The 25,428-nt window shown below is 66.0% G+C and carries 22 protein-coding genes and 1 tRNA gene; 15 read left to right on the forward strand and 8 right to left on the reverse strand.

The genetic code is table 11. The features are described 5' to 3' along the window. Window positions 1-7 precede the first annotated feature (7 nt). Window positions 8-1,663 carry a bifunctional shikimate kinase/3-dehydroquinate synthase AroKB gene (gene aroKB / locus BVG12_RS22070; protein WP_075794268.1) on the forward strand — a complete coding sequence of 552 codons (1,656 nt, stop codon included), beginning with the start codon at window positions 8-10 and terminating at the stop codon, window positions 1,661-1,663. Beyond that, a complete protein-coding gene (locus BVG12_RS22075; RefSeq protein ID WP_075794269.1) occupies window positions 1,660-2,799 on the forward strand; it encodes a deoxyguanosinetriphosphate triphosphohydrolase in 1,140 nt (379 codons plus the stop codon). Before aroKB ends, BVG12_RS22075 begins: the two co-directional genes overlap by 4 nt. A gap of 66 nt (window positions 2,800-2,865) precedes the next feature. Here BVG12_RS22075 and BVG12_RS22080 read toward each other — a convergent pair whose 3' ends face one another. From BVG12_RS22080 to mutM, 4 genes are all read right to left on the reverse strand, one after another. After that, the gene (locus BVG12_RS22080; protein WP_075794270.1) at window positions 2,866-3,234 is read right to left on the reverse strand and encodes a VOC family protein; all 369 of its coding nucleotides are present in this window, start codon (window positions 3,232-3,234) and stop codon (window positions 2,866-2,868) included. 397 nt (window positions 3,235-3,631) lie between these two features. Further along, entirely contained in the window at window positions 3,632-4,741 is a 1,110-nt protein-coding gene (mutY, locus tag BVG12_RS22085; RefSeq protein ID WP_075794271.1) for an A/G-specific adenine glycosylase, read from the reverse strand. A gap of 18 nt (window positions 4,742-4,759) precedes the next feature. Then, a complete protein-coding gene (locus tag BVG12_RS22090) occupies window positions 4,760-6,682 on the reverse strand; it encodes a dynamin family protein (protein ID WP_075794272.1) in 1,923 nt (640 codons plus the stop codon). A 22-nt stretch (window positions 6,683-6,704) separates the two neighbouring features. Beyond that, the gene (gene mutM, locus BVG12_RS22095) at window positions 6,705-7,538 is read right to left on the reverse strand and encodes a bifunctional DNA-formamidopyrimidine glycosylase/DNA-(apurinic or apyrimidinic site) lyase (RefSeq protein WP_075794273.1); all 834 of its coding nucleotides are present in this window, start codon (window positions 7,536-7,538) and stop codon (window positions 6,705-6,707) included. 200 nt (window positions 7,539-7,738) lie between these two features. On the opposite strand from mutM, the gene BVG12_RS22100 reads away from it, so the two are divergent. The 6 genes from BVG12_RS22100 to BVG12_RS22125 all read left to right on the forward strand — a co-directional run bounded on the left by BVG12_RS22100 (window position 7,739) and on the right by BVG12_RS22125 (window position 13,214). Further along, window positions 7,739-9,520, forward strand: coding sequence for a tetratricopeptide repeat protein (locus tag BVG12_RS22100; protein ID WP_075796499.1), 1,782 nt, complete (start codon window positions 7,739-7,741; stop codon window positions 9,518-9,520). A 62-nt stretch (window positions 9,521-9,582) separates the two neighbouring features. Continuing rightward, complete coding sequence (locus tag BVG12_RS22105) at window positions 9,583-10,191, forward strand: outer membrane lipoprotein LolB (protein WP_229503928.1); 609 nt, start codon at window positions 9,583-9,585, stop codon at window positions 10,189-10,191. Window position 10,192: 1 nt separating this feature from the next. Then, window positions 10,193-11,086 carry a 4-(cytidine 5'-diphospho)-2-C-methyl-D-erythritol kinase gene (gene ispE / locus BVG12_RS22110; protein WP_075794275.1) on the forward strand — a complete coding sequence of 298 codons (894 nt, stop codon included), beginning with the start codon at window positions 10,193-10,195 and terminating at the stop codon, window positions 11,084-11,086. A gap of 80 nt (window positions 11,087-11,166) precedes the next feature. Beyond that, window positions 11,167-11,243, forward strand: a tRNA-Gln gene (locus BVG12_RS22115). Window positions 11,244-11,406: 163 nt separating this feature from the next. Beyond that, window positions 11,407-12,357, forward strand: a complete 951-nt coding sequence (locus tag BVG12_RS22120; RefSeq protein WP_036239428.1) for a ribose-phosphate pyrophosphokinase — start codon at window positions 11,407-11,409, stop codon at window positions 12,355-12,357. Between the two features lie 269 nt (window positions 12,358-12,626). Then, window positions 12,627-13,214 (forward strand): 50S ribosomal protein L25/general stress protein Ctc, encoded by a 588-nt coding sequence (locus BVG12_RS22125; protein WP_075794276.1) that lies wholly within the window; start codon window positions 12,627-12,629, stop codon window positions 13,212-13,214. An 86-nt stretch (window positions 13,215-13,300) separates the two neighbouring features. Here the strand turns inward: BVG12_RS22125 and BVG12_RS22130 are convergent, their stop codons facing one another. Next, entirely contained in the window at window positions 13,301-14,755 is a 1,455-nt protein-coding gene (locus BVG12_RS22130; RefSeq protein ID WP_083685306.1) for an HD domain-containing phosphohydrolase, read from the reverse strand. A 273-nt stretch (window positions 14,756-15,028) separates the two neighbouring features. Here BVG12_RS22130 and BVG12_RS22135 point away from each other — a divergent pair, with 273 nt between their 5' ends. Both BVG12_RS22135 and pth read left to right on the forward strand, forming a co-directional pair. Further along, window positions 15,029-15,808, forward strand: a complete 780-nt coding sequence (locus BVG12_RS22135; RefSeq protein WP_075794277.1) for an alpha/beta fold hydrolase — start codon at window positions 15,029-15,031, stop codon at window positions 15,806-15,808. Window positions 15,809-15,903: 95 nt separating this feature from the next. Continuing rightward, a complete protein-coding gene (gene pth / locus BVG12_RS22140; protein WP_075794278.1) occupies window positions 15,904-16,488 on the forward strand; it encodes an aminoacyl-tRNA hydrolase in 585 nt (194 codons plus the stop codon). An 8-nt stretch (window positions 16,489-16,496) separates the two neighbouring features. On the opposite strand, the gene BVG12_RS22145 is transcribed toward pth, so the two are convergent. Beyond that, window positions 16,497-17,927, reverse strand: coding sequence for an HD domain-containing phosphohydrolase (locus BVG12_RS22145; protein ID WP_075794279.1), 1,431 nt, complete (start codon window positions 17,925-17,927; stop codon window positions 16,497-16,499). Window positions 17,928-18,049: 122 nt separating this feature from the next. Continuing rightward, window positions 18,050-18,259 (reverse strand): cold-shock protein, encoded by a 210-nt coding sequence (locus tag BVG12_RS22150; protein ID WP_075794280.1) that lies wholly within the window; start codon window positions 18,257-18,259, stop codon window positions 18,050-18,052. Window positions 18,260-18,533: 274 nt separating this feature from the next. Here BVG12_RS22150 and BVG12_RS35875 point away from each other — a divergent pair, with 274 nt between their 5' ends. The 3 genes from BVG12_RS35875 (at window position 18,534) to ychF (ending at window position 22,947) form a co-directional block, all read left to right on the forward strand. Continuing rightward, window positions 18,534-19,052, forward strand: a complete 519-nt coding sequence (locus BVG12_RS35875) for a GNAT family N-acetyltransferase (protein ID WP_075796501.1) — start codon at window positions 18,534-18,536, stop codon at window positions 19,050-19,052. Between the two features lie 1,619 nt (window positions 19,053-20,671). Continuing rightward, entirely contained in the window at window positions 20,672-21,769 is a 1,098-nt protein-coding gene (locus tag BVG12_RS22165) for a patatin-like phospholipase family protein (RefSeq protein ID WP_075794281.1), read from the forward strand. Window positions 21,770-21,855: 86 nt separating this feature from the next. Then, the gene (ychF, locus tag BVG12_RS22170) at window positions 21,856-22,947 is read left to right on the forward strand and encodes a redox-regulated ATPase YchF (protein WP_075794282.1); all 1,092 of its coding nucleotides are present in this window, start codon (window positions 21,856-21,858) and stop codon (window positions 22,945-22,947) included. 10 nt (window positions 22,948-22,957) lie between these two features. Here ychF and BVG12_RS34205 read toward each other — a convergent pair whose 3' ends face one another. Continuing rightward, window positions 22,958-23,107 carry a hypothetical protein gene (locus BVG12_RS34205; protein ID WP_156895708.1) on the reverse strand — a complete coding sequence of 50 codons (150 nt, stop codon included), beginning with the start codon at window positions 23,105-23,107 and terminating at the stop codon, window positions 22,958-22,960. Window positions 23,108-23,197: 90 nt separating this feature from the next. Here BVG12_RS34205 and BVG12_RS34210 point away from each other — a divergent pair, with 90 nt between their 5' ends. Then, a complete protein-coding gene (locus BVG12_RS34210; protein ID WP_156895709.1) occupies window positions 23,198-23,392 on the forward strand; it encodes a hypothetical protein in 195 nt (64 codons plus the stop codon). Between the two features lie 43 nt (window positions 23,393-23,435). Beyond that, a complete protein-coding gene (locus BVG12_RS22175; RefSeq protein ID WP_075794283.1) occupies window positions 23,436-25,412 on the forward strand; it encodes a PhoX family protein in 1,977 nt (658 codons plus the stop codon). Window positions 25,413-25,428: the final 16 nt, after the last annotated feature.

Raw genomic sequence — 25,428 nt, forward strand, 5'->3', positions numbered from 1 at the left:
CGTACACGTGTCTGACTGTAAGAACAACAATATCTTCCTCGTCGGCCTGATGGGAGCCGGCAAGACCACCATCGGCCGCCTGCTGGCGCGGCGCCTGGACATGACCTTCATCGATTCCGACCACGAGATCGAAGCGCGCACCGGCGCCACGATCCCCTGGATTTTCGAGATCGAAGGCGAAGCCAGTTTCCGCCGCCGCGAAGCCGACGTGATCCGCGAACTGACGTCGCAGAACGGCATCGTACTGGCCACGGGCGGAGGCGCCGTGCTGAATCCGGCCAGCCGCGCACTGCTGGCCGAGCGGGGCACCGTCATCTACCTGCGCGCGAGCGTCTCCAGCATCCTGCAGCGCACGGCGCACGATAAAAACCGCCCGCTGCTGCAGACGGCCGATCCGCGCAAAAAGCTGGAAGACCTGACCGCGCAAAGGGAACCCCTGTACCGCGAGATCGCCGACATCGTCATCGATACGGGCCGACCTAACGTACAATCGATGGTTCAGACAATACTGGACCAGCTCGAGGCCGACAACGCCGAGCGCGAGCGGACCAAAGCAAAGGCGACAATGAACGAACAGGCATGCATTTCCCTTAACGTCGAGCTGGGCGACCGCAGCTATCCGATCGCGATCGGCCGCGGCCTGCTGGACGACTCCTCCCTTTTGAACCGCCACATCGGCGGCAGCGGCAAGGTGGCCATCGTCACCAACACGACCGTCGCGCCGCTGTACCTGGAAAAGGTCGCGGCGCCGCTGCGCGCGGCCGGACGCGACGTCGTGTCCATCATCCTGCGCGACGGCGAAGAATACAAAAACTGGGAAAACCTGAACGAGGTGTTCGACGCGCTGCTCGCCAACAAATGCGACCGCAAGACGACCCTGGTCGCACTGGGCGGCGGCGTGATCGGCGACATGACCGGCTTCGCTGCCGCGACCTATATGCGCGGCGTGCCGTTCGTGCAGATCCCGACGACCCTGCTCGCGCAAGTCGATTCGTCCGTCGGCGGCAAGACCGGCATCAACCACCCGCTGGGCAAGAACATGATCGGCGCGTTCTACCAGCCGCGCGCCGTCATCGCGGACACCGCCACGCTCGACACCCTGCCGGACCGTGAACTGTCGGCCGGCCTGGCGGAAGTCATCAAGCACGGTGCGATCCTCGACGCCGGCTTTTTCGACTGGATCGAGGCGAACATCGGCAAACTGATGGCACGCGACCACGCGGCCCTCGCGCACGCGATCGCGCGCTCGTGCGAGATCAAGTCCGACGTCGTCGCACGCGACGAGCGCGAAGGCGGCCTGCGCGCCGTGCTGAACTTCGGCCACACCTTCGGCCACGCGATCGAGTCCGGCCTGGGCTACGGCGAATGGCTGCACGGCGAGGCCGTCGGCTGCGGCATGGTGATGGCGGCCGATCTGTCGCGCCGCCTGGGCCTCATCGACGATGCGACCGTCGACCGCGTGCGCGCGCTGGTGAAAGCGGCCGGGCTGCCGGTCGTCGCGCCGGATTTAGGTGTCGACCGCTGGATCGAGCTGATGGAAGTCGACAAGAAGAACGAGGGCGGTGCCATCAAGTTCATCCTCCTGAAACCGCTGGGCAGCCCGAGCATCACCAACGCCCCGCGCGAGCTGCTGGAAGCGACCTTGGAGAACTGTACGAAATGATCGACTTCGACGCCCACCTCGCTCCTTACGCGGCGCAGTCGTCGAAGAGCCGTGGGCGTCGCCATCCGGAACCGTCGCCGGGCTCGCGCAGCGAGTTCCAGCGCGACCGCGACCGCATCATCCACTCGACCGCGTTCCGCCGGCTCGAGTACAAGACCCAGGTCTTCCTCAACCACGAGGGAGATTTATTCCGCACCCGCCTCACGCACTCGATCGAAGTCGCCCAGATCGGGCGTACGCTGGCGCGCAGCCTGCGCCTGAACGAGGACCTCGTCGAAGCGACCGCTCTCGCGCACGACCTCGGGCACACGCCGTTCGGCCACGTCGGCCAGGACGTGCTGAACGAGTGCATGAAGGATTACGGCGGCTTCGAGCACAACCTGCAAAGCCTGCGCGTCGTCGACCATCTGGAGGAACACTACGGCGCCTTCGATGGCCTGAACCTGACGTTCGAGACGCGCGAAGGCATTCTGAAACACTGCTCGCTGACGAACGCGCGCCAGCTGGGAGACCTCGGCCAGCGTTTCATCGACAGGACGCAACCGAGCCTGGAAGCGCAGCTGACGAACCTCGCCGACGAAATCGCGTACAACAACCACGACATCGACGACGGCCTGCGTTCGGGCCTGCTCACGATGAAGCAGATGGAAGAGGTGGAGCTGTTCGCGCGCCTGCACCGCGAGGTGGTCCGGCAGTACCCGGGCCTGCCGGGCCGGCGCGAGCTGTACGAGACGATCCGCCTGATGATCACGGCGATGACGGCCGACTTGGCCGCGACGTCGGCCCAGCTGCTGGCCGACGCGGCTCCGCAAAGCATCGAGGACGTGCGCCTGTCGCCGCCACTGATCCGCTTTTCGGACGCGATGCGTGCCGAAACGACGGCGCTGAAGCGCTTCCTGCACGCCAACCTGTACCGGCACTACCAGGTGAACCGCATGCGCGTAAAGGCCAGCCGCATCGTGTACGAACTGTTCGATGCCTTCATGACCGATCCCGTGCTGCTGCCGCCGGATTACCAGGTGGCGTCGGGCGACACGATGAAGCAGGCGCGCAAGATTGCCGATTACATCGCGGGAATGACGGATCGGTATGCGATCAAGGAGCATCGGCGGATTTATTCGCTCGATACCTTCTGAAATACCGTCGTTCCCGGCACTGCCGGAAACGACTCCCCGCTTTCGCGGGGACGACGATGCGGGTGTCTACTCGCTGCGCGCGAACACCCGCAACCGATGCCCATCCGGATCCGCGGCCGTGAACGTATAACCGAAATCCACCTTGGTCGGCGCCTGCAGGATACGCAGCCCGGCGTCGCGCCATTTGCCGTGCAGCGCATCGACGTCGGCATCGGCGCCGACACGGAACGCCAGCTCGCTGCCGCTGCCGTGGAAGTCGGCGGCCGGTACCGTGTCGGACTTCGCCCACAGGCCCAGCATGCGGCCGTTTTCAAGCGGGAACAGGACGAACGTGGGCGAGCTCTCGACGTGCTGCGCGTCCAGCAGCTTGCCGTACAAGCGCGCGCTCGCTTGCGGATCGGCGACGTAGAGGATGGTGTAGGTCGGGGTCAGCATGGTGTTCTCCTTCGGTGGTTGACAGTGCGGCCAGTCTAGGCAGGAGCACTGTCAATTCCTGTCAGGAGCCGTACATTCGGGGGCTGAGCACTTTTTGAAGAAATGGCTTTGCGGCCATGGGCTTTGCCGCCATGTCCGCTACGGTCGACGCGCGATGTCGATGCGATTGATCCAGCCTTGCCATGATCCCGCGCGCAAATCCCGGGTTAGAGCCCTTTTACGAAACATGGCTCCACAACCATGTTTTCTACATTGCTGGCGGACGGCGCTCCGCGTCGAGTCGGAACATGCCGTCGCCCAGTCGTACCGGAAAAACCTTGCCCCGAAATGTGCTCTGACCCCGGATTTGGGCAAGATCCTTGCGGAAATTTCCAAAAATCGGGCTCTGACCCCGGTGTTAGTTGAACAGCGACGGCGCCGCCATTTGCCCCAGCAGCTTCTTGATCGGCGCCGGCAGCGGGGCGTCGGCGATGCCGGCGAGATCCCACCACACGTGGCCCGCCGGCGTGTCGGCGCGCCTGGTCAGGCCGATGCGGTAAGGCTGGATGTGCAGGCGGTAGTGCGTGAACCCGTGGACCAGCGGCAGCAGCGCTTCGACCTCGGCCACGTCGCCGAACTCGCCGGCGGCGCCGGCCAGCGTCGCCGCGGACACGTCGTCCGCTTCATCCAGCGCCACGTGGCCGTCGTATTCCGGCAGCGACAGCAGGCCGCCCCAGATGCCGGAATCGGGCCGTTGCTGCAGCAGCACCTGGCCATTGTCGACGACGGCCAGCATCAGCGCGCGCCGCTCCGGCGTCGCCTTTTTCGGCTTCGGCACGGGCAGCACGGACGTGCGGTCGGTGGCGAATGCCACACAGCGGCCCTGCAGCGGGCAGCGGCCGCAATCCGGTTTGCCGCGCGTGCACAGCGTGGCGCCCAGGTCCATCAGGCCCTGCGTGTATGCCTCGATGCCGTCGCCTTCCGGCAGCAGGGCGTCGGCGCGGCGCCACAGCGCGTCTTCCACCGGTTTGATGCCGGGGTATTCGTCGATGCCGAATACGCGCGCGAACACGCGCTTCACGTTGCCGTCCAGGATCGCGGCACGCGCACCGCTCGAAAACGCGGCGATGGCGGCGGCCGTCGAGCGGCCGATGCCGGGCAGGTCGGCCAGCAGCGCCGGGTCGCTCGGGAACACGCCATCGTAGTCCGCGACGACGCGCTTGGCGCACGCGTGCAGGTTGCGCGCCCGCGTGTAGTAACCGAGGCCGCTCCAGTGGGCCATGACGTCTTCCGCCGGCGCCGCGGCGAGGTCGTGCACGGTCGGGAAGCGCTCGAGGAAGCGCGCGTAATAGCCCAGCACCGCGGTCACCTGCGTCTGCTGCAGCATGATCTCGGACAGCCAGATGCGGTAGGCGTCGCGCGTGTTTTGCCAGGGCAGGGCGTGACGGCCGTGGGCGCGCTGCCAGTCGATGACGGCGCGCGAGAAGCTCGGGTCGGACAGGATTTCGGTGTCGGTGCTGCGTTTCATGAAGTCGTTACTCCGCCGTCAGGCGGCTCGCAATTCGGGCAGGCCGGCGCGCAGCGCATCGGCAACGAGACCGGACAGATCCGCCAGGCGCGCCTTGACCTGCTCCAGGTCGTGTTGGGCCGCCTCGAAGGCAGCGATTTTCTGTTCCAGGCTGTCGGTGGCGTCCAGGATGCGCTGGATCGACGCCTGGCGGTGGCGCAGCTGGTCGCGGTGCTGGCGGATCTGGGCTTCGAGCGGCGCCATGACCACCTTCAGCCATGCCTCCGCGTCGCCGTTCGCCTCGCGGAACGCGAATTTCACACGCGATGCGATGGAATCGAAGAAGCGTTCGAGCAGCGTGCCGCGGCTCGTGATGAGCAAGGTCGCGGTGCCGAACTGTTTGACATAGATGGCTTCGATGGCGTCGATCTCGCGCCGGTAGCGTTCCAGCGACAGCGCGGCCGGCAGCGCCAGCGCGAGCCCGTGCTCGGTGGAGAAGCGGCGCACCATCGTCTCCATCATCGCCGCGATCTCGGCGATCTTGCCGCTCGCGGCATCCAGGCTGGCGCGCGCCTGATCGAAGAACGTGCGCACCGGCGTGCGCATGCCGGTGGAAAAACGCGCGGCTTCCATCGCGGCGCGCACGGCGTCGACGTGCTCCTGCACGACGTCCATGCCGATGGTGGAATACAGCTCCGTCGACAGGGTCGTGAACACGGCGCGCGTGCCCTGCAGCTTGAACAGGCTCGCGTCGAATTCCTTCTTTTCCATCTCGACGCGGCGCATCATGTGCGCGATCACGCCCTGGTTCTTGCCGCGCAGGCCTTGCAGTTCCTGCAGCTGTTCGACGAGGTCGCGCCCGCGCGCGCCCAAGAGGGCGGACTGGGCGTCCGTCAGGGCTGCGAGGTCGTCCTGCAGCTGGCGGCGCAGGATGTCCTGGCGCGCCGGGATCAGTTCGTGGAACAGCGCCGATTCCAGCGCGCCCATGCGGCTCTTTTCGAACAGCGCATAGTCTCCCGTGATCTTGCCGACAAGGGCCTTCTGCGCCGAGACCGGGAACACCTGCGTGTCCGCCACGCCCAGCAGCCGGGCCGCGTCGTGCCGCTGGCGCGCGATGGCGGCGTCGTTGTCTTGCGGCGTCCGCAGTTCGTCCCACAGCGCGTCGATCTTGTTCAGCACGACGATGCGCCCCGGGCCGGATCCGATGTGCGTGCGCCAGACGTCGATGTCGCTCTTCGTGACCCCCGTCTCGGCGGCCAGGATGAACAGCACGGCGTGCGCGTTCGGGATCAGGTTCAAGGTCAGCTCGGGCTCCGTGCCGATCGCGTTCAGGCCCGGCGTGTCGAGGATCACGAGGCCTTGCTGCAGCAGCGGATGCGGCACGTTGATCAGCGCGTGGCGCCAGCGCGGGATCTCGACGAGGCCATCCGCGCCCAGCGTCGCCGCGAGGTCGGGGTCGTCGGGATCGTACAGGCCGTAGCGCTGGGCATCAAAGGGGGAGACGCGGCGCGTCAGGCTCACTTGCAAAAAGCTCTCGTGCATGCGCTCGGGCGCGGACAGGTCCAGCGGCAGCACGGTCCAGGCGTCAGGCACGTCGCGGTAGTCGCTCGTGGCCATGCGCTCGGCGCGCGTCTCGATCGGCAGCAGGCGGATGCAGGGGGGAAGCCGAGCATCCCAGGCGAATTCGGTCGGGCACATCGTCGTACGGCCGGGGCTCGAGGGCACGATGCGCTGGCCGTAGTCGGCGAAAAAGATGGCGTTGATCAGCTCGGATTTACCGCGCGAGAATTCGGCGACGAACGCGACCGACAGCCGGTCGTCGCGCAGCCGCGCGAGCGCGCGCGCGACCCGCTGTTCCGCCGCCCCGTCCAGCAGCTCGGCCGCCTGGGCCCAGCCGCGATACTGTTCCAGCGTCTGGGCGACGTGCGCGCGCCAGTCCGCATATTGTTGTAAGTCCTGCATTGTTCGCGCCTCGTCTTTGACCTTACCGCTGGCAGACCGCGCAATAGAACGTGGACCGCTGGCCCTGCTTGATCTGGCGGACCGGCGTGCCACAGTTGCGGCAAGGCACTCCTGCACGATCATAGACGAAATATGTCTGCTGGAAATAGCCCGATTGGCCGTTTACGGCAATAAAGTCACGCAACGTGCTGCCGCCTTGCACGATGGCGGCCGCGAGGATCTCGCGGATGGCGTCGGCCAGCTTGTCGTAGCGGGCCCGGCTGATCTTGCCGGCCGCCGTCTTCGGGTTGATGCCGGCGCGGAACAGGCTCTCGCAGGCGTAGATATTGCCGACCCCGACGACGATGTCGCCCGCCAGCAGTACCTGCTTGATCGGGGCGCTGCGGTTGCGCGTTGCCCGGTGCAGCAGGGCGCCGGAGAACTTGTCTTCGAGCGGTTCGACGCCGAGATCGCGCAACAGCACGTGCTGCTCCAGCTCGCCGTCGTCGTGGCCGTGCCAGAGGACGGCGCCGAAGCGGCGCGGGTCGTGCAGGCGCAGGACGCGACGGCCCTCGGGCCCGCGCACGACGAGGTCGAAGTGGTCGTGCTTTTTCAGCTCGACGCCTTCCGGCAGTACGCGCAGGTGGCCCGACATGCCCAGGTGGACGATCAGCGTGCCGTGTTCGAAGTTCAGCAGCAGGTATTTGCCGCGCCGGCCCGTGCCAAGGATGCGGCGCCCCGCGAGCAGCTCGCGCAAATTGGTGGGAAACGGCCAGCGCAGGCCCTCGCGGCGCAGCACGACGTCTTCGACGACACGGTCTTCCAGATGCGGTGCGACGCCCCGCCTGGTCACTTCGACTTCCGGTAATTCAGGCATGAATAGTGTCACTTAAAAATGGCCGGGGCGTCGTTGCAGCTCCTTGCCGTGCTACAGCAGTGTCTGCGTCGCTGCGCCTAGCCCTGACCATGTTGAAGCGACCCTTTGAAATGAGAGGAATGTAAATTCGTGTTGCAGCGGCGCACGCGCCAGGGGTGCATGGCGTAGAATCGGACAATCTCGACGACGTGGGACTTGCCTTGAAAAACGCTTTCGCCATTGTAACCCTCTCCGCATTGCTGTCGGCCTGTGCTGTGGCGCCCAAGCAGCAGCCGGCCCGGGACGTGTCCGACCAGCCGCTCGCCGCCGCCGAGGCCCGGGACCATCCCGAGCAAGCAAAGGAGCAGGCTGACGAAAAGCTCCCCAACGTCAACATGAGCCCGGCCATGATGGCCCAGCTGATGCAGGCCGAGATGGCATTCAAGAACGGGGACTGGCAAGGCCCGTACCTGACCATGATGAGCCTGGCCCAGCAGACGAAGGACCCGCGCCTGGCCAAGCGCGCCGCCGAGATGGCGCTGTCCGCCAAGCAGGCCGACGACGCCCTCGCTGCGGTGAAGCTGTGGCGCCAGTACGCGCCGGACTCCGAAGAGGCCAGCCAGTACTATCTGGGGCTGATCATCCTGTCCGACAACCTGGGCGAGGCGGAAAATATCTTGAAGCAGCGCCTCGCCGAGGCGACCCCGGCCGCGCGCGGCCTCGTGATGTTCCAGATGCAGCAATTGCTGCTGCGCGCGAAGGACAAGGACGCGGCCGTGGCCATGCTCGAGCGTCTCGTCGCGCCGTACGGCAACCTGATGGAAACGCACGTCGTGCTGGCCCAGGCGGCGCTGGCGAAAAACGACAAGGCGGCCGCGCGCCGCGAGGCGCAAGCCGCCTTGCAGATCAAGCCCGATTCCGAGATCGCGGCGCTGACGGCGGCCCAGGTCAGCGAGGACGAGGGCGGCGCCATCAAGGTGCTGAAGGATTTCCTCGCCATCCATCCGGAGGCGCGCGAAGTCCGCTCGGCCTATGCCCGCCTGCTCGTCAACGAAAAGCAGTACGAGGCCGCGCGCCAGGAATTCCTCACGCTGGACAAGGCCCAGCCCGACAATCCGGGCACCTTGTACGCCCTGGGCATCCTGTCGATGCAGATGAACGATCGTCCGTCCGCGGAAAAATATTTCAGCCGCTTTGTCGACCTGATGGACAAGGCGCCGGAAGACGAGCGCGACCCGTCCAAGGCCGTGATGATCCTGTCGCAGCTGGCCGAGGAGCGGGGCGATTACAAGGCCGCGATCGACTGGCTCGACCGCCTCGACAGCGAGGACCCGAAAGTCCAGTTCGGCGGCCAGCTGCGCCGCGCCCAGCTGACGGCCAAGGAGGGCGATGTCGCCGGCGCGCGCAAGCTGCTGAGTACCCTCAAGACGGACGACAAGACCGAGCAGGCGCAAATCGTGCTCGTCGACGCCCAGATCCTGCGCGACGCCGGCAAGCCCCTGGAAGCGTTCAAGTTGATGGAGCAGGGCGTCAAGCGCTTCCCGGACAATATGGATTTCCTGTACGACTACGCGCTGATGGCCGAAAAGATGGGCAAGACGGCCGTCATGGAAAAATCGCTGCGTAAAGTGATCGCCAAGTCGCCGGACAATATGCAGGCCTACAATGCCCTCGGTTATTCGCTGGCCGACCGCAACGTGCGTCTCAAGGAAGCGTATCGGCTGATCAGCAAGGCCCTCAATATGGCCCCGGCCGACCCGTTCATCCTGGACAGCATGGGGTGGGTGAATTACCGCCTGGGCAAGCTGGACGAGGCCGAGACCCATCTGCGCAAGGCATATTCCCTGCGCAGCGATCCGGAAATCGCCGTCCACCTGGGAGAAGTGCTGTGGAAGAAGGGCCAGAAGGACGATGCCCGCAAACTCTGGCGCGAAGCCCAGGCGAAGGACCCGAAGAACGACGCACTGAAGAGCACACTGGCGCGCCTGCACCAGACTCTGTGAAATAATGGCAATGACGGACGCTGCGGCGTCCGTCGGTTTATTGACCTGCTTATTCCATGCCGATGCACCCATTGTCTCGTCTCGTTTCCGCAGCCGCTGTCGCCGCTGCCCTGGCCGCATGCGCCACTACCAGCAATGTCCCGCTGACCAACCCGACCGCCCAGGTGGGCACTTACCGCGACACCATCGACCTGAACGGCCGCCTGGCCGCGAATTACCAGAAGGAGGGCCAGCCGCAATCGATCAACGGCAATTTCACGTGGGTGCAGCGGCCCGGCCGCATCGACGTGTCTCTGTTCTCGCCGCTGGGCCAGACCGTCGCCGAGATCACGGTGACGCCCGAGACCGCGACCTTGAAACAGTCCGGCCGTGAGCCGCGCGTGGAAAAGGACATCGACACGCTGACGGCGAAGTCGCTCGGCTGGACCTTGCCCGTGAGCGGCCTGCGCGACTGGCTGCAGGGCTATGCCGTCGACGCGTCCGGCAAGCGTTTTACGGCATCGCCCGCGCATGACAGCGTCGTCACGAACGATGGCTGGCGCCTGCGTTTCGTGGAATGGCAGAACGGTCCGAACGGCAGCCTGACGCCGCGCCGCATCGATGCCGAGCGCAGCACGACGGCCGTCGGCGATGCGCTGACGATCCGCATCGTCATCGATCCGGTGGCGTGACATGGCAGCGACCTCTTTGCACGACTGCCCGGCACCGGCCAAGCTGAACCTGTTCCTGCACGTCGTCGGCCGCCGGCCGGACGGCTACCACCTGTTGCAATCCGTCTTCCAGCTCATCGACCGCAGCGACACCTTGCACTTCGACCTGCGCGACGACGACCGCATCGTCCGCACGACGGATGTGCCCGGTGTCCCGGAAGAGCAGGACCTCGTCGTGCGCGCCCTGCGCGCGCTGCAAGGCGACTATGCGCGCCGCCACGGCCGCCTGCCGCGGGGCATCGATGTCGCGGTCGAGAAACGCCTGCCGATGGGCGGCGGCCTCGGCGGCGGCTCGTCGGATGCGGCCACGGCATTGATGGCGGCCAACTTCCTGTGGCAGGCCGGGCTGACGGATGCGGAATTGATCGCGTTGGGCTTGCCGCTGGGCGCCGACATCCCGTTCTTCCTGTTCGGCGAGACGGCGTTCGCGGAAGGCGTGGGCGAGGCGTTGCAGGCCGTGCCGGGGCCGGATTGCTGGTATGTCGTCATCGAGCCCGGTGTCGCCGTGCCCACTGTTGGGATTTTTACTGCTCCCGATTTGACAAGAGACACGAAAGCCATCACAATATCGGACTTTTCCAGACGACATGTCGAATCGAACGATTTGATTGGCTTCGGGAAAAATGATTTGCAGGACGTGGCAGCCCGCCTGTTCCCGCCGGTAGCCGAGGTGATCGAATGGTTGGGTGGTTACGGAGCGGCCAGGATGACTGGTTCGGGCTCGTGCGTGTTTTGCGCATTTTCCACAGAGCAGGACGCTGAACGGGTACTGAGTCAGGTGCCGGGGCGGTGGAAGGCGTGGAAAGCGAAGGCGCTGCAGCGACATCCGATGAAAATCGCTCTTGCAAATCAATGAGTTGTAGAATAAAATTTTGCCTGTCGACGCATTTGACGATATAATAATCGAGTGCAGCGACGAGCTGTAAGTTTCAGTGTAGGGGAATCGCCAAGCTGGTTAAGGCACCGGATTTTGATTCCGGCATACCAAGGTTCGAATCCTTGTTCCCCTGCCAAAGTTTCTTTGCCTGAGCTGATGATGACGAGTGCTCCAGCAGGCAGATAAAAAATGGAGCCGCCAATGAGCGGCTCATTTTTTTTTGCGGTTCCGCGTTAATCACCCGACGATTAGCGACTTTTCAAGTTTCTTTCAACGCTCTTTACATCTCTGGGACTCCCATGGCTTACGAAAACCTGATGGTTTTTACCGGCAATGCCAATCCGGCGCTAGCAGAAGGGGTCGCAAAAAACCTCGGCATTCCTCTTGGCAAGGCAGTGGTTTCGAAGTTCTCCGACGGCGAAGTGATGGTCGAAATCAATGAGAACGTTCGCGGCAAGGACGTCTTCGTTCTGCAATCGACCTGCGCTCCCACCAACGACAACCTGATGGAAATCATGCTGATGGTCGACGCTCTCAAGCGCGCATCGGCAGGCCGCATCACCGCGGCGATTCCGTACTTCGGCTATGCCCGCCAGGACCGCCGCCCGCGTTCCGCACGCGTCGCGATCTCGGCCAAGGTTGTCGCGAACATGCTGGAAGAAGCCGGCGTCGAGCGCGTCCTGATCATGGACCTGCACGCCGACCAGATCCAGGGCTTCTTCGATATCCCGGTCGACAACATCTACGCATCGCCGCTGCTGCTGGGCGACCTGCAGAAGCGCAACTACGACGACCTGCTGGTCGTGTCGCCGGACGTCGGCGGCGTGGTGCGCGCCCGTGCGCTGGCCAAGCGCCTCGGCTGCGACCTGGCGATCATCGACAAGCGCCGCCCGAAGGCGAACGTGTCGGAAGTCATGAACATCATCGGTGAAGTCGAAGGCCGCAACTGCGTGATCATGGACGACATGGTCGACACCGCCGGCACGCTGACCAAGGCCGCCGAAGTGCTGAAAGAGCGTGGCGCGAAGAAAGTCGTCGCCTACTGCACGCACCCGGTGCTGTCCGGCCCGGCGATCGAGCGTATCTCGAACTCGCCGCTGGACGAACTGGTCGTCACCGACACGATCCCGCTGAGCCCGGCTGGTCAGGCGTGCGGCAAGATCCGCCAGCTGACCTGCGCACCGCTGCTGGCCGAGACGTTCAAGCGTATCGTCAAGGGCGATTCGGTTATTTCGCTGTTCGTCGATTAATTCGGCGATGCATGGTGGGCACGGGGTGCCCACCCTACATGTTGCATGTTGTAGGGTGGCTTCCCGAGCCCACCAAAACGTAAGTCAGCCGATAACGCGGCGCGCATGGCGAAAAGCCGGCGCGCCGTTGGCGTATCAGAGTTTCAAAGAATTTCTTGAGCGTGCGCGAGCGCGCTCTTTTATCGATGTCCCTGGTCGCGGGGACATCACAATCCGGGCAACCGGGCCGGCATGCGCCGGCATTCGGACCCACACTTTGGAGTAACACCATGAAAGTAGTCGCATTTGCACGCACTCAGCAGGGGACCGGAGCGAGCCGCCGCCTGCGCAACGCCGGCCAGACCCCGGGCATCATCTACGGTGGCGCCGCTGCCCCGGAACTGATCGCCCTGGACGGCAACGCGTTGTTCCACGCGCTCAAGAAAGAAGCTTTCCACGGTTCGATCCTGGATCTGGAACTGGACGGCAAGACGCAGAAAGTCCTGCTGCGTGACTTCCAGATGCACGCATACAAGCAACTGGTCCTGCACGCTGACTTCCAGCGCGTCGACGCTTCGCAGCCGATCCACACCAAGGTCGCCCTGCACTTCGTCAATGCCGAGATCTCGCCGGCAGTCAAGCTGAGCGGCGCCATCGTGTCGCACGTGCTGAACGAACTGGAAGTGTCCTGCCTGCCGGGCCAACTGCCGGAATTCATCACCGTCGACCTGTCGACGCTGGAAGCCGGCCAGTCGGTCCACGTGTCGCAGCTGAAGCTGCCGGAAGGCGTCACCGTCGTCGCCCACGGCCAGGACCAGACCGTCGCCACGTCGTCGATCCCGCGCGGCGCCGCAACGGCCGAAGCGGCTGCAGAGTAATTCCTGCACTGACCGCCGGCTCGTCCGGCGGATCACATCAAACCCGTCGCGACGCGAGTCCGGCGGGTTTTTTGTTGCCCTATGTTTTAGATGAGTCCCAAGTTCAGCGCCTTGAGCGTGGCCGCGGCCCGCGACGAACACGCGAGCTTGCGGAAGATGCTTTCCACGTGCGTGCGCACGGTCGACGGGCTGATCTGCATGACCCTGGCCGCTTCCTTGTTGCTCTCACCCAGGCTGATGCGGCGCAGGACTTCGATTTCGCGGTCCGACAGCAGGCTCTTGCGGGTGGGCGCCGTGCGCGCCGAACCGGTCGCCGCCGGTACGCCGGCCGCCGGTGCGCCGGCCGCTTTGATCACGCAGCGCACGGCGTCCGCATCGAAGGTGCCGGTTTGTTCCGACAGCACGCGTGCGGCCTCATCGGGGGTATAGGCCGGACGCCACGGGCGCGGCATGCACAGCGCCACGTAGGCGCACGCGGCCGCCAGCAGGCGGTGCGGTGCGCCGAGCGCATCGGCGTCGAGGTTGCGGAAATAGCCGCTGCCGTCCAGCCGCTCGTACGCGTGTGACGCCAGTGCGGCTTCGAGACGCAGCGACGGGATCTGGACGCCGGCGCGCGCGGTCCAGTACGGCACCAGCCGGATCTTTTCCCAGTCGGCGGCGCTGAGCTTGCCGTCGCGTTCCCACACCGTGTTCGACACCGCCGCGCGACCCATGCCATGGATGAGGGCGGCGCGGTCCAGGCATTGCCGCTGGGCCGCGGACAACCCGGCGAGCGGCGCGGCCGCTTCCACCAACCCGGCCACGCGGCGCGAATAGCCCGTCAGCCAGGGCAGCTTCAGCTCGATCATGTCGGCCACGATGGCGAGCGGCACGCGCCGCGCGAGCAGCGGATCGTCGGCGGCCGGCGCCGGCGTGTCCAGCTCGTCCAGCCAGGCTTGCGCGCGACCGGCGAGCGTGCGCACGAGCGGCGCCGGATACTTGCGGTCGGCCATCGCCGTCATCATCCGCAACGCCTCGACCAGGCCGTGCGTGCGTGCGAGAATTTCCAGGTCGCCGGCCAGGCTCGCGTAATAGACGACGGTCGGGATGGCCGGTCCACGCAGCCGTTCCGGCAAGCCATTGCCGTCGTAATGTTCCCAGACATGGCGCAGGCCGGCCTCGACTTCCGCCGGCAGACCCAGCAGGCCGGCGATATCGCCCGACACCTCGCAGTGAATCCGCGCCAGCGGCGTCACGCTTGTCACGGTGAGTGGATGATTTGCCGGCAGCGTATGCGTGAGCATGGCGTCGCGCCCGCCGACGTCGTCGCCCAGCAGCGTGGCGAAGCCGGACGCATTGGCCGTGCAGCCGGACCAGCGCAGCAGCGACACGAGCCGCGCGTGGCAGCAGCCATCCGGCGCGGCGCCGTCGGCTTGCGCCAGGCGCGCGGCCAGGCGGGCGGCGCGGATCGAGCCGTCGGTCGGCTGGCCCATGGAGAGGTCGCCGACGAGGGCCATGGCATGGACCGCCTCTTCGACGGTGACGGTGTTGTCGATTTGCATTCCGTGACTGTAGTGACAATAACGTGCTGCCGCAACCCGCACCCGGACTTTCGGCAGGCGCCGGGGTCGGTCGATCGACCGATATTCGCGCCGGGGCCGATTCCCTACACTGGCTTCCATCGACAACGGGAACCTCGAAAAACCGTAACGAGCAGCAGATTCGGCAGGAAGCGCAGCTGTACGAGCCGTACAGCGAGCATCGCAGGCCGAATCGGCAACGCGTAGCAGGTTGTTCGAGGTTCCCATCCCGACAACGAACCATAAGGAGCCATCATGAAAGCATCGATTTCCACCACCCTGCGCAACCTGGCCGCCGCTGCCGCCATCGCCGCCGCCGGCACCGGCATTGCGCAAGCCGCCAACGGCGCCGAACAACCGTCCGTCGTCATCGTCCACGGCGCCTTCGCCGACGGCTCCGACTGGGCCAAGGTAATCCCGCTGCTGCAGGCCAAGGGCGTCAAGGTCACGGCCGTGCAGAACAGCCTGACGTCGCTGGCCGATGACGTCGCCGCGACGAAGCGCGCGATCGACAACCAGCCCGGCAAGGTCGTGCTTGTCGGCCACTCCTGGGGCGGCACCGTGATCACGGAAGCGGGCGCCGGCGACAAGGTTGCCAGCCTCGTCTACGTGGCCGCCTTCGCGCCGGACGCCGGCCAGGCCACCAGCGACCTCGGCAAGGACCTGCCGCCCGCGCCGGGCATCACCAAGCTGACGGTCGACAAGTTCGGTTTCGCCAGCCTGTCGCCGGCCGTGCTGAAAGAGTATTTCGCCCAGGACGTGCCTGCGCCGCACGCCGCCGTGATGGCCGCGACCCAGGGCCCGATCGCCGTGAAAGCGTTCGGCGACAAGACGACGGTCGCCGCCTGGAAGAACCACCCGAGCTGGTACATCGTCAGCAAGAACGACCGCATGATCCAGCCCGACCTGGAGCGCCGCTTCGCGAAGGCCATCGGCGCCAAGACGACGGAACTGCCGGCCAGCCACGTGCCGCAGCAGTCGCGTCCGGAAGACGTCGCCAAGGTGATCCTGGAGGCGGTGGCGGCGAGTAAATAAGAGCTGGCGCGGCCGCAGCGCGGCCGCGTTTTCCGGGGGAATCAAGCGATGCGTTTTACGCGATAATGACGCTTTACGCACGATTCTTACGCTTTATGCACATCCGCCTGATCGTCGGCCTCGGCAACCCCGGCCCGGAATATGAACAAACCCGTCACAACGCCGGCTTCTGGCTGGTCGACAACCTCGCGAACTCCTTGCCCGGTTGCCATTTGCAGCGCGAGTCGCGCTTCAATGCGATGGTCGCCAAGACATCGATCTCCGGCAAGGACGTCTGGCTGCTCGAACCGCTGACGTTCATGAACCGCTCCGGCCAGTCGGTGGGCGCGTTGGCGCGCTTCTTCAAGATCGGGCCGGAAGAGATCCTCGTCGTGCACGACGAACTCGACCTGCCGCCCGGCGTCGCCAAGCTCAAGCGCGGCGGTTCCTCGGGCGGGCACAACGGCCTCAAGGACATCACGGCCGCCCTGGGCACGCAGGATTACTGGCGCCTGCGCCTGGGCATCGGCCATCCGCGCACCTTGAACCTGCAGCAGGGCGTGGCCGACTTCGTGCTGCACCGTCCGCGCCGCGAAGAGCAGACGCTGATCGAGGAAGCCATCGACAAGAGCCTGCGCATCATCCCGATGGTGTGCGAAGGCAAGATGAATGCTGCGACGATGCAGCTGCACACGGACTGATCCCAGCGTCAGATGAGCCCGCGCGCCAGCGCTTTCAGCGTCGCGGCAGGGCGTGACCCCGACTCCAGTTTCTGAAAGATATTGTCGATGTGCATGCGCACGCTCGCCGGACTGATGCGCATGGCGCGGGCCGCTTCGCGGCTCGTCTCTCCCTGGCTGATGTGGCGCAGCACTTCGAGTTCGCGTTCGGACAGCAGACGGTCGCGCGTGGGCGGCGGCCCCAGCCCGGCCCGCGCCGCCGCGAGGACGGCCTCGACGGCATGCCGGTCGAAGCGTCCGGCCGCCGCTTGCGCCGTCATCAACGTCGACGCGGCCGCCTCGCCATGCGCCGGACGCCACGGGCGCGGCGAACACAGCGCGACGAACGCGGCGGCCGCGCCGAGCAGGCGTTCCTGCATGCCCATGACGTCGCCCCGCGCCTTGCGGAAATAACCGCTGCCGTCGAGGCGTTCGTAGATGTAGGACGCGAGCGTGGCCTCGCTCTGGATCGCGGGGATCTGCGAGCCCGCGCGCGCCGTCCAGAACGGCACCTTGCGCACCTGGTCCCAGTCGGCCGCATCGAGCTTGCCCGGGCGTTCCCACACGACGTTCGGCACCGCCACCTTGCCGATGCCGTGCAGCAGCGCGGCCCGCGCCAGCGGACTTTCTTCCAGCGCCAGCATGCCTGCCAGCGACGCGCTGCGCCGCGCCAATGCCGCGACGCGGCGCGAATAACCCGTCAGCCACGGCAGTTTCAATTCGATGACGTCGGCCACGATGGACAGCGGCACGCGCCGGTCGTGGCCGGGATAGTCGGCCGCGCAGGACGGTTCCCCGAGCATGTCGAGCCAGTCCTGCGCGTGCGGCGCCAGCCGCTGCAGCAGTGTGACCGGATATTTGACGCCGGCCCGCTCGCCGATCAGGCGCAGGGCGCCGGCCGTGCCGTGCGCCGGCGCCAGCACCTCCAGGTCGCCGGCCAGCCGCACGTAGAACACCGCGCGCGGGATGTTCGGGGCGAACAGCAGATCCTGCATGTCGCCGCGGTGATGGCTGCCGAACAGATGGCGCAGGCTGTTCTCGACGTCGCCCGGCAACCCGAGCAGCACGGCGATATCGCCCGCGACTTCACACTGCATCTGCGCCAGCGGCAGCACGTTGGCGAACGTGAGGCCGCTGTGGCCGGACAAGGTGCGCGTGACCATCGCATGGCGGCCGAGGACATCGTCGCCCAGCAGGTGCGCGAACCCGGCCGCCGTCGCCGTGCTGCCCGACCAGCGCAGCAGCGCCACCAGGCGCGTGCTCGTGCAGGCGTCGAGACCGTCGCCGTTCTCCTCCGCCAGCCGCGCGGCGAGACGGGCCGTGCGGATCGAGTGGTCCGGCGGCAGGCCCATGGACAAGTCGCCGACCATGGCCAGCACCTGCACGGCGTCTTCGACGGTAATGGTTTCATCGGCTTGCATGGCACTAATGTAACGGCCATTGCCAGGGCGTACAAGGCGCGCGAACTGTCGCGTGCGCGGCGTGGCGAGCGGACGTAAAAAAGCCCGCTTGCGCGGGCCTTCGATACGACGGGCGCGAACGGTCAGATCGCGCGGATATTGCTTGCCTTGTCGCCCTTCGGGCTGGGCGCGCGTTCGAACGAGACGCGCTGGTTTTCGGCCAGGCTTTTGAAACCTTCCGATTGAATGTCCTTGAAGTGCGCGAACAGATCGTCGCCGCCTGCGTCAGGCGCGATGAAGCCGAAGCCTTTGGAATCGTTGAACCATTTCACGGTGCCGGTTTGAGTAGCCATGTTGATACCTTCAGTAGATGTTGAGAGCGGAATGCCCGATATGCATCGCGACCAAGAGATGTAACCGAGGGGTATCAGACGGGAATGCCCGGACGGGCGAGACGGGAACGAAACCAACAATAACGACGACTTGACGAGGTGCCCGATGAAATATACAGGCGTTGTTCCGAATCGCCTAAGGATTTCGAATTTATTTTGACTGCCACGGATCGCGACGGCGGCTTTTGCGAAGATGGTGGAAGATAACGGTGCAGATAAACTATTCACATCCGACATGCAATTGCAGATCAGGCGTTATCGTCCGGACGACCGCAAGGCCGTCCTGGCAGCATTCCGCTCCAATGTACCGGCGCACTTTCCCGCGTCGGAAGCGTCATGGCTGCGTTCCGCCCTCGACGACCCGGACGGTCCGCTGTTCGTCGCGCTGGAGGCGGGCGGGATCGTCGGCTTCGGCGGCTACGAATTGTCCGAGTTTTATGACCTCGGCACCCTCGTGTTCGGCCTCGTGCGGGCCGACCGCCACGGCACCGGCATCGGCCGCGCGCTGCTGGCCTACCGCCTGCTGCACATGGCCGGCCGCAAGCTGCGGCCCCGCTACGTGACGGTGGATACGCATCCGCACACGGCCGGCTTTTTCCGGCGCTGCGGCTTCGTCGAGATCGCCCGCTGGCCCGGCGGCTACCGTTCGGGACGGGACCGCATCGACCTGCGTTTCGATCTCACGGACGAGGCCGTGGCCGCGTTGCGCGCGCGCGGGTGGCGCGATGCCTTTCGAAGCGACGCGGCTTCCTAGGCCGGTTCCGGCGACGACGATCCGGCTGTTCAGGTCGCGCCGGATGCGTTCCAGGGCGGGCCGCATGGCGCGGTCTTCGCGGGGTGTGCAGGTCGCGCGGCCGTGGCGGACGGTCAGGCGGCGCCTGACCAGGATCGCGTCGCTCTCGCGCGTGTAGGTGGCGCGATAAAAGATGCCGCCGGTGATCACGCTGGCCGGCCCGGGCAGCGCCGCGGCATGCAGGCCTGGCGGCAGGCGCAGGCGGGTCTCGTCTTCCACGTCGACGGCCGCGCAGACGAAGTCCAGGTGGCGTTCACGTTCGCGCATCAGGTTGTCCACGGCAGCCTCCACGGCGCCCGACGCGTGGTACGTCGTCGCCAGCGATCCGTTCGCGCGCGGGCGGTCGATGCCGATCGTCGCCACCGTGCGGATCTGCTGCGGCTGCAGCACCGGCGTCATCGCGAACGTGCCGCTCTTGAGCAACAGCACGGGCTTGCCCAGCAGGGCAGGCGGCAGGTGGCCGGCCTGGACGGATGTCGCCGCCGGGTCGACGAACAGGTCGAGGCCGGGCACGTACAGGAGCGCGCGGTCGAGCACGCCCAGCGCCGGCACGTCCGGCAGCTTGTACGCATTGCCGCCGTTGACGAGGGCCGGCGTGCTGGCGATGCCGACGGCCGTCAGCATCGCTTCCAGTTGCGCGATGCCGTTCTTGCCGCCGCTGTCGGGTACATTGTTCCGGACCCACCCGGCCAGCGCCAGCACGCGGGCGTGCGTGTCGGGCAGCCCGGCGGTGAGCTGGTGCGCCAGCGCCGCGCCGGCCGGGGAGGGTGGCGCCTTGCCGGCCGCGGTGGCGCGCACGGCGGCGGCGAAGGCCGGGTAATCGGGCAGGGTCGAGACGACCAGGCGCCGGCCGTAGTCGAGGACGCTGACCGCACCGGCTTCGGGGCGATCAATCGGCCCGTTCACGTAGCGCCACTGGTAGCGCCGCCGGCCCGGCGGACTGTCGCCCGGCACGGGCACGAAGCCGACGGCGTCCGCATGCAGCGGCATCGCAGGCGGCATGTCGTAGATCAGCGTGGTGTTCCGGTGCACGTGGGGCGGCATGACCGCCACGTCGTCGAACTGGCCGGGCAATGGCGGCGTGTGGCGCCGCACCACGTAGTGCACGATCAGCCGGTCGCCCGTCGCCGCAGTGGGAAACACGACCTCCTGGTCGCGGATGCCGCCTGGCGGCACGGGCATGCGCCGTCCGTCGGGCTTTTGCGTGTACGCCGCCACCGATACGAGCTCGTCCAGCGTCCTGCTGGAGCGGATGATGAACCGGCCGTGGTCCCGCACGGCGCCGGGCCCGGTGAGCGTGCGCTCGTCGTCCACCGTGAGCCGGTACGTGCCGTCGGGTTCGACGGTGTAATGGCGGACATGGCGCTCGACGATGACGGATGGATCGGTGCCGGTGCCGGCGCGCGCGGGACTGCCGGCCGTCAACAGCGCGACCATCATCGACAATAACAGGGCGCAATATCTACTGATCATGCGGGCTCCAGACGTGCGGACCGGAAGGGCGACCGGACCATGTTACGGAGGGCCGCCGGATGTCCCTTGAGCCTACGCAACCGAGCCCTTCCTGCGATAATTCCGGGATGAGCGCACTTACCTTCCACGCCGGGCCGCTGGCCCTCGCCCGGATCCGCGCGCACGGCTTGCGCGCGCAGGACGTCGCCGTCGTGCCCGCCGCGGCCGGCGGACCGAAGGGGCTCGTGTTCCGCGCCCTCGACCAGTGGGTGTTCGGCGACTGGTTCCCGCGCGCGCCGCGCGAGCGCATCCTGATCGGCGCGTCGATCGGCGCCTGGCGCATGGCGGCCGCCTGCCAGCGCGACCCCGTGACGGCTTTCGCGCGCCTGGGCGAGCTCTACAGTGGCCAGCGCTACACGTCGACCAAGCCTTCGCAGGAACAGATCGACGCCGTCGTGCAGGGCCTGCTGAACGAATTCGTGCGCGGCCACGAGGACGACATCGTCAACCACCCGCACCACCGCCTGCACGTGCTGACCGTGCGCGGCAAGCGCGCCCTGGCCGCGCCCGGCCATCGGCACGCCGAGATGCGCGGGTTCGCGGCGGCGGCCCTGCACAACCTGTTTTCGCGCGACAAGCTGGCGCACCTGATGGACCGCGTCGTGCTCGGCGACCGGCGCGCACGCACGCCCTGGCTGCGTGACCGTTTCGACAACTTCGCGACGCATTTTTCGGCCCTGACGCCGGACAATCTCGCGGCCGGCCTGCTCGCGTCCGGCACCTTGCCCATGCTGATGAAACCGGTGCGCGATATCGCCGGCGCGCCGCCCGGTCACTACTGGGACGGCGGCATCATCGACTACAACCTGGCGCTGCCGTATGCCCGCGTGGCGGAGCAGGCGTCCAGCGACATCGTGCTGTATCCGCATTTCTCGGAACACATCGTGCCGGGCTGGCTGGACAAGGCGCTGCCGTGGCGCCGCACGGCGCGCGGACCGAACCGTGGCTGGCTCGACAACGTTTTGATCGTGGCGCCGAGCCATGACTTCCTCGCCAACATGCCGCGCGGAAAACTCATCGACCGCAGCGATTTCAAGTTTTACGGGCTGGACCACGATGCCCGCATCCGCGCGTGGCGCCAGGCGATGGACGAGGGGGAACGGCTGCGCGACGAATTCGCGGCATTCGTCGACAGGCCGGACGTCGGGCGGATTCGTCCGCTTTAAACGACGCAAACCGGCTTGTTTGCGGTCTTCGCAGGCAAGCGGAGGTACAATACGAGGTTTCGTAAATTCGACCCTGAAAGCTTCCCATGAGTCTCAAATGCGGCATCGTCGGCCTGCCCAACGTCGGCAAGTCCACCCTCTTCAATGCCCTGACCAAGGCCGGCATCCCGGCTGAAAACTACCCGTTCTGCACCATCGAGCCGAACGTCGGCGTCGTCGAGGTGCCGGATCCGCGCATCGACCAGCTGGCCGCCATCGTGAAGCCGGAGCGCGTCGTCAAGGCTATCGTCGAGTTCGTCGACATCGCGGGCCTCGTGGCCGGCGCATCGAAGGGCGAGGGCCTGGGCAACCAGTTCCTGTCGCACATCCGCGAGACGGATGCCATCGTCAACGTCGTACGCTGCTTCGAAGACCCGAACGTGGTGCACGTGGCCGGCAAGGTCAGCCCGATCGACGACATCGAAGTCATTCAGACCGAACTGGCGCTGGCCGACATGGGCACCGCAGAGAAAGTCCTGCACCGCGAGCAGAAGAAGGCGCGCGCCGGCGACAAGGATGCCATCAAGCTGGTCGCGATCATCGAAAAGCTGCTGCCGCACTTGAACGAAGGCCAGCCCGTGCGCACGCTGGGCCTGGACGCCGACCAGATGGAACTGATCAAGCCGCTGTGCCTGATCACGTCGAAGCCGGCGATGTTCGTGGCCAACGTGTCGGAAAGCGGCTTCAAGGACAATCCGTTGCTGGACCAGCTGACGGAATTCGCGAACAAGCAGAACGCGCCGATCGTCGCGATCTCCGCCGCGATCGAATCGGAAATCGCCAACTTGGACGACGCCGATAAGCAGGAATTCCTGGCCGACATGGGCATGGAAGAGCCGGGCCTCGACCGTCTGATCCGCGCCGCCTTCAAGCTGCTGGGCCTGCAGACCTATTTCACGGCCGGCGTGAAGGAAGTGCGCGCCTGGACCGTCCCGATCGGCGCCACCGCCCCGCAGGCGGCGGGCGTGATCCACACCGACTTCGAACGCGGCTTCATCCGTGCGCAGACCATTTCCTTCGACGACTACATCGCGTACAAGGGCGAAGCCGGTGCGAAGGAAGCGGGCAAGATGCGGGCGGAAGGTAAAGAGTACATCGTCAAGGATGGGGATGTGTTGAACTTCCTGTTCAACGTCTGATCCAGTCCGCTCACACGAACAAAGCCCCGTGCACCTCTGGTGCCGGGGCTTTTTTCATGGCGTGCGGCACCGCGCGGCTCAGCTCGACCTCTCTGCCAAATCCTGCGCCAACCCGCATGGTCGACGGCGACGGATCGGTTACCGGTTTCGATGTCAACATGTGGCTGTTCAAGGGTACGTCCCTGTTGCGCGACGAGGGTGCTTCTATCCGCGCGCCGGCAACCTGGACTGGGCCGCCTGGCGCGTGACGATGACGGTCACCAACGGCACCATCAGCAACCTGGCCAATTCGAAGGGCATGCGGCGGCGGCCGTGCCGGAACGGGCCACGCTGGGGCTCCTCGGCGCAGGCCTTTTTTGCATCGCCGCATTACGCCGACGCGGCGACCATGTCAAGAATTAAAACATTAAAGTTATGTAATGAACGTGAAATACTCGTCAACTAATCTCCGGGCATTCCCTTTGTTGAGAACCCTGGAGAGTTGACGCATGAACCCGAATCCCGACCTGTCCCGCCGCCGCCTGCTTCGCCTGATGGGCGCCACCCCGATGCTGCCGCTGGGCGCCGGCGGCGTGGCCGCCTTGATGGCCGGCTGCGGCGGCAGCGACAACGACACCCCGACGGCCACCGCGCCGGCGCCGGCCGTGACCCTCGCGAGCGTGTCGTTCGGGTCGATGGCGGCGCCGTCGCTGGCCGCCGCCGCCGCGATGGCCACGACGTCGGTTGGTTCGACGATGACGGTCAACTTCAGCGACAGCAGCAAGCTCGATTTCAAATTGTCGTATCAACCGTTCTTCATCACCGGCGACATGGTCCCGAACGGCAGCGGCGGCACCATCCTGGCCGGCGGCTACTACGACATCAACAACAAGCCGATCGTCGACACGACGGTCGCGGGTAAAGAGCGCCAGTTCTTCTCGGACTCGCCGGACGGCACGTCGCTGCTGACCGTGCCGAACGCGAACGTGGCCGGCGTGAAGGGCAATCCGGTGTTCGCCGTCGTCCAGTTCGAATACACGACGTGGGCCCAGGACGGCAAGACGGACATGTACGGCAAGCTGCCGTCGCCGATCGCCGTGCTGACCCTCGACCAGGACAAGACCACCGGCAAGCTGACGCTGGTGAAGTACCACAACGTCGACACGTCCGGCGTGAACGGCCTGTGGATCACGTGCGGCGCCAGCCTGTCGCCGTGGGGCACGCACCTGTCGAGCGAAGAGTACGAGCCGAACGCCTACCTCGCGGCCACCGACGCCCAGTTCAAGGCCTTCAGCAAGAACCTGTACGGCGACGAGACGAAGGCGAACCCGTACAACTACGGCCACCTGCCGGAAGTGACCGTCAACACCGACGGCACCGCGTCGATCAAGAAGCACTACTGTCTGGGCCGCATCTCGCACGAGCTGGTGCAGGTCGTGCCCGACAACCGCACCGTGATCATGGGCGACGACGCCACCAACAGCGGCTACTTCGTGTTCGTGGCCGACAAGGAGAAGGACCTGTCCGCGGGCACGCTGTACGTGGCCAAGGTCGGCAGCGGCTTCTCGCTCGATCCGGCCGCGCCGGCCGCGCCGCTCACGTGGATCAAGCTGGGCGCCGCCACCAGCGCCGAGATCCGCTCGCTGGCCGCGTCGCTCAAGCCGGCCGACATCATGGACGTCAAGACCACCGACCCGGCGGATGCCAGCTACACGAAGGTCGCCGCCAACGGCCGCATCGAGTGGCTGAAGCTGAAACCGGGCATGGAAAAGGCCGCGGCATTCCTGGAGACGCACCGCTACGCCGCCCTCGTCGGCGCATCGATGGGCTTCACCAAGATGGAAGGCACCACCGTCAACATCAAGGACAAGATCGCCTACTCGGCCCTGCAGAACTGCCAGTCTTCGATGGTGGCCGGTAACGCGCTGAACGTGGCGGGCAACGGCATTTCGATCCCGAAGGCCCTGGTCGCGGGCGCCGTCATGATGCTGAACCTGAAGGGCGGCCAGAAGGACACGGCCGGCAACGCCATCAACAGCGAGTGGATGCCGTTTGACACGAAGGCCCTGCTGGTGGGCGAGGACACCGCCGCCGATGCGCTCGGCAACACGGCGAATCCGGACAAGGTGGCGAACCCGGACAACCTGAAGTTCTCGGAAAAGATGCGCACGCTGTTCATCGGCGAGGACAGCAGCCAGCACGTGAACAACTACCTGTGGGCGTACAACGTCGACACGAAGCAGCTCTCGCGCCTGTTGTCGGTGCCGGCGGGCGGCGAGTCGACGGGGCTGCATGCGGTCGACGACGTCAATGGCTGGACCTACATCATGAGCAACTTCCAGCATCCGGGCGATTGGGGCAGCATCCACGCCAACGTCAAGGGCACGCTGGACCCGCTCATCAAGGCCAATTACAAGGACAAGTTCGGGGCGGCCGTCGGGTATCTGACTGGCGAACTCGCACAGTTTAAATTGGCCAAGGCATAAAAAACCGTCGTTCCCG

The organism is Massilia putida, assembly GCF_001941825.1.
Lineage (GTDB): Bacteria > Pseudomonadota > Gammaproteobacteria > Burkholderiales > Burkholderiaceae_D > Telluria > Telluria putida.

Excerpts from the sequence above, each read along its gene's own strand:
- ychF (WP_075794282.1), top strand. The coding sequence starts at position 21,856 with ATGAGTCTCAAATGCGGCATCGTCGGCCTGCCCAACGTCGGCAAGTCC.
- mutY (WP_075794271.1), bottom strand. The coding sequence starts at position 4,741 with ATGAAACGCAGCACCGACACCGAAATCCTGTCCGACCCGAGCTTCTCG.
- BVG12_RS34210 (WP_156895709.1), top strand. The coding sequence starts at position 23,198 with ATGACGGTCACCAACGGCACCATCAGCAACCTGGCCAATTCGAAGGGC.
- BVG12_RS22145 (WP_075794279.1), bottom strand. The coding sequence starts at position 17,927 with ATGCAAGCCGATGAAACCATTACCGTCGAAGACGCCGTGCAGGTGCTG.
- ispE (WP_075794275.1), top strand. The coding sequence starts at position 10,193 with ATGGCAGCGACCTCTTTGCACGACTGCCCGGCACCGGCCAAGCTGAAC.
- BVG12_RS22120 (WP_036239428.1), top strand. The coding sequence starts at position 11,407 with ATGGCTTACGAAAACCTGATGGTTTTTACCGGCAATGCCAATCCGGCG.
- BVG12_RS34205 (WP_156895708.1), bottom strand. The coding sequence starts at position 23,107 with ATGTTGACATCGAAACCGGTAACCGATCCGTCGCCGTCGACCATGCGG.
- BVG12_RS22105 (WP_229503928.1), top strand. The coding sequence starts at position 9,583 with ATGCACCCATTGTCTCGTCTCGTTTCCGCAGCCGCTGTCGCCGCTGCC.
- BVG12_RS22075 (WP_075794269.1), top strand. The coding sequence starts at position 1,660 with ATGATCGACTTCGACGCCCACCTCGCTCCTTACGCGGCGCAGTCGTCG.
- BVG12_RS22130 (WP_083685306.1), bottom strand. The coding sequence starts at position 14,755 with ATGCAAATCGACAACACCGTCACCGTCGAAGAGGCGGTCCATGCCATG.
- BVG12_RS22165 (WP_075794281.1), top strand. The coding sequence starts at position 20,672 with ATGAGCGCACTTACCTTCCACGCCGGGCCGCTGGCCCTCGCCCGGATC.
- BVG12_RS22175 (WP_075794283.1), top strand. The coding sequence starts at position 23,436 with ATGAACCCGAATCCCGACCTGTCCCGCCGCCGCCTGCTTCGCCTGATG.
- mutM (WP_075794273.1), bottom strand. The coding sequence starts at position 7,538 with ATGCCTGAATTACCGGAAGTCGAAGTGACCAGGCGGGGCGTCGCACCG.
- pth (WP_075794278.1), top strand. The coding sequence starts at position 15,904 with ATGCACATCCGCCTGATCGTCGGCCTCGGCAACCCCGGCCCGGAATAT.
- BVG12_RS22080 (WP_075794270.1), bottom strand. The coding sequence starts at position 3,234 with ATGCTGACCCCGACCTACACCATCCTCTACGTCGCCGATCCGCAAGCG.
- BVG12_RS22150 (WP_075794280.1), bottom strand. The coding sequence starts at position 18,259 with ATGGCTACTCAAACCGGCACCGTGAAATGGTTCAACGATTCCAAAGGC.
- BVG12_RS35875 (WP_075796501.1), top strand. The coding sequence starts at position 18,534 with ATGCAATTGCAGATCAGGCGTTATCGTCCGGACGACCGCAAGGCCGTC.
- BVG12_RS22135 (WP_075794277.1), top strand. The coding sequence starts at position 15,029 with ATGAAAGCATCGATTTCCACCACCCTGCGCAACCTGGCCGCCGCTGCC.
- BVG12_RS22125 (WP_075794276.1), top strand. The coding sequence starts at position 12,627 with ATGAAAGTAGTCGCATTTGCACGCACTCAGCAGGGGACCGGAGCGAGC.
- BVG12_RS22090 (WP_075794272.1), bottom strand. The coding sequence starts at position 6,682 with ATGCAGGACTTACAACAATATGCGGACTGGCGCGCGCACGTCGCCCAG.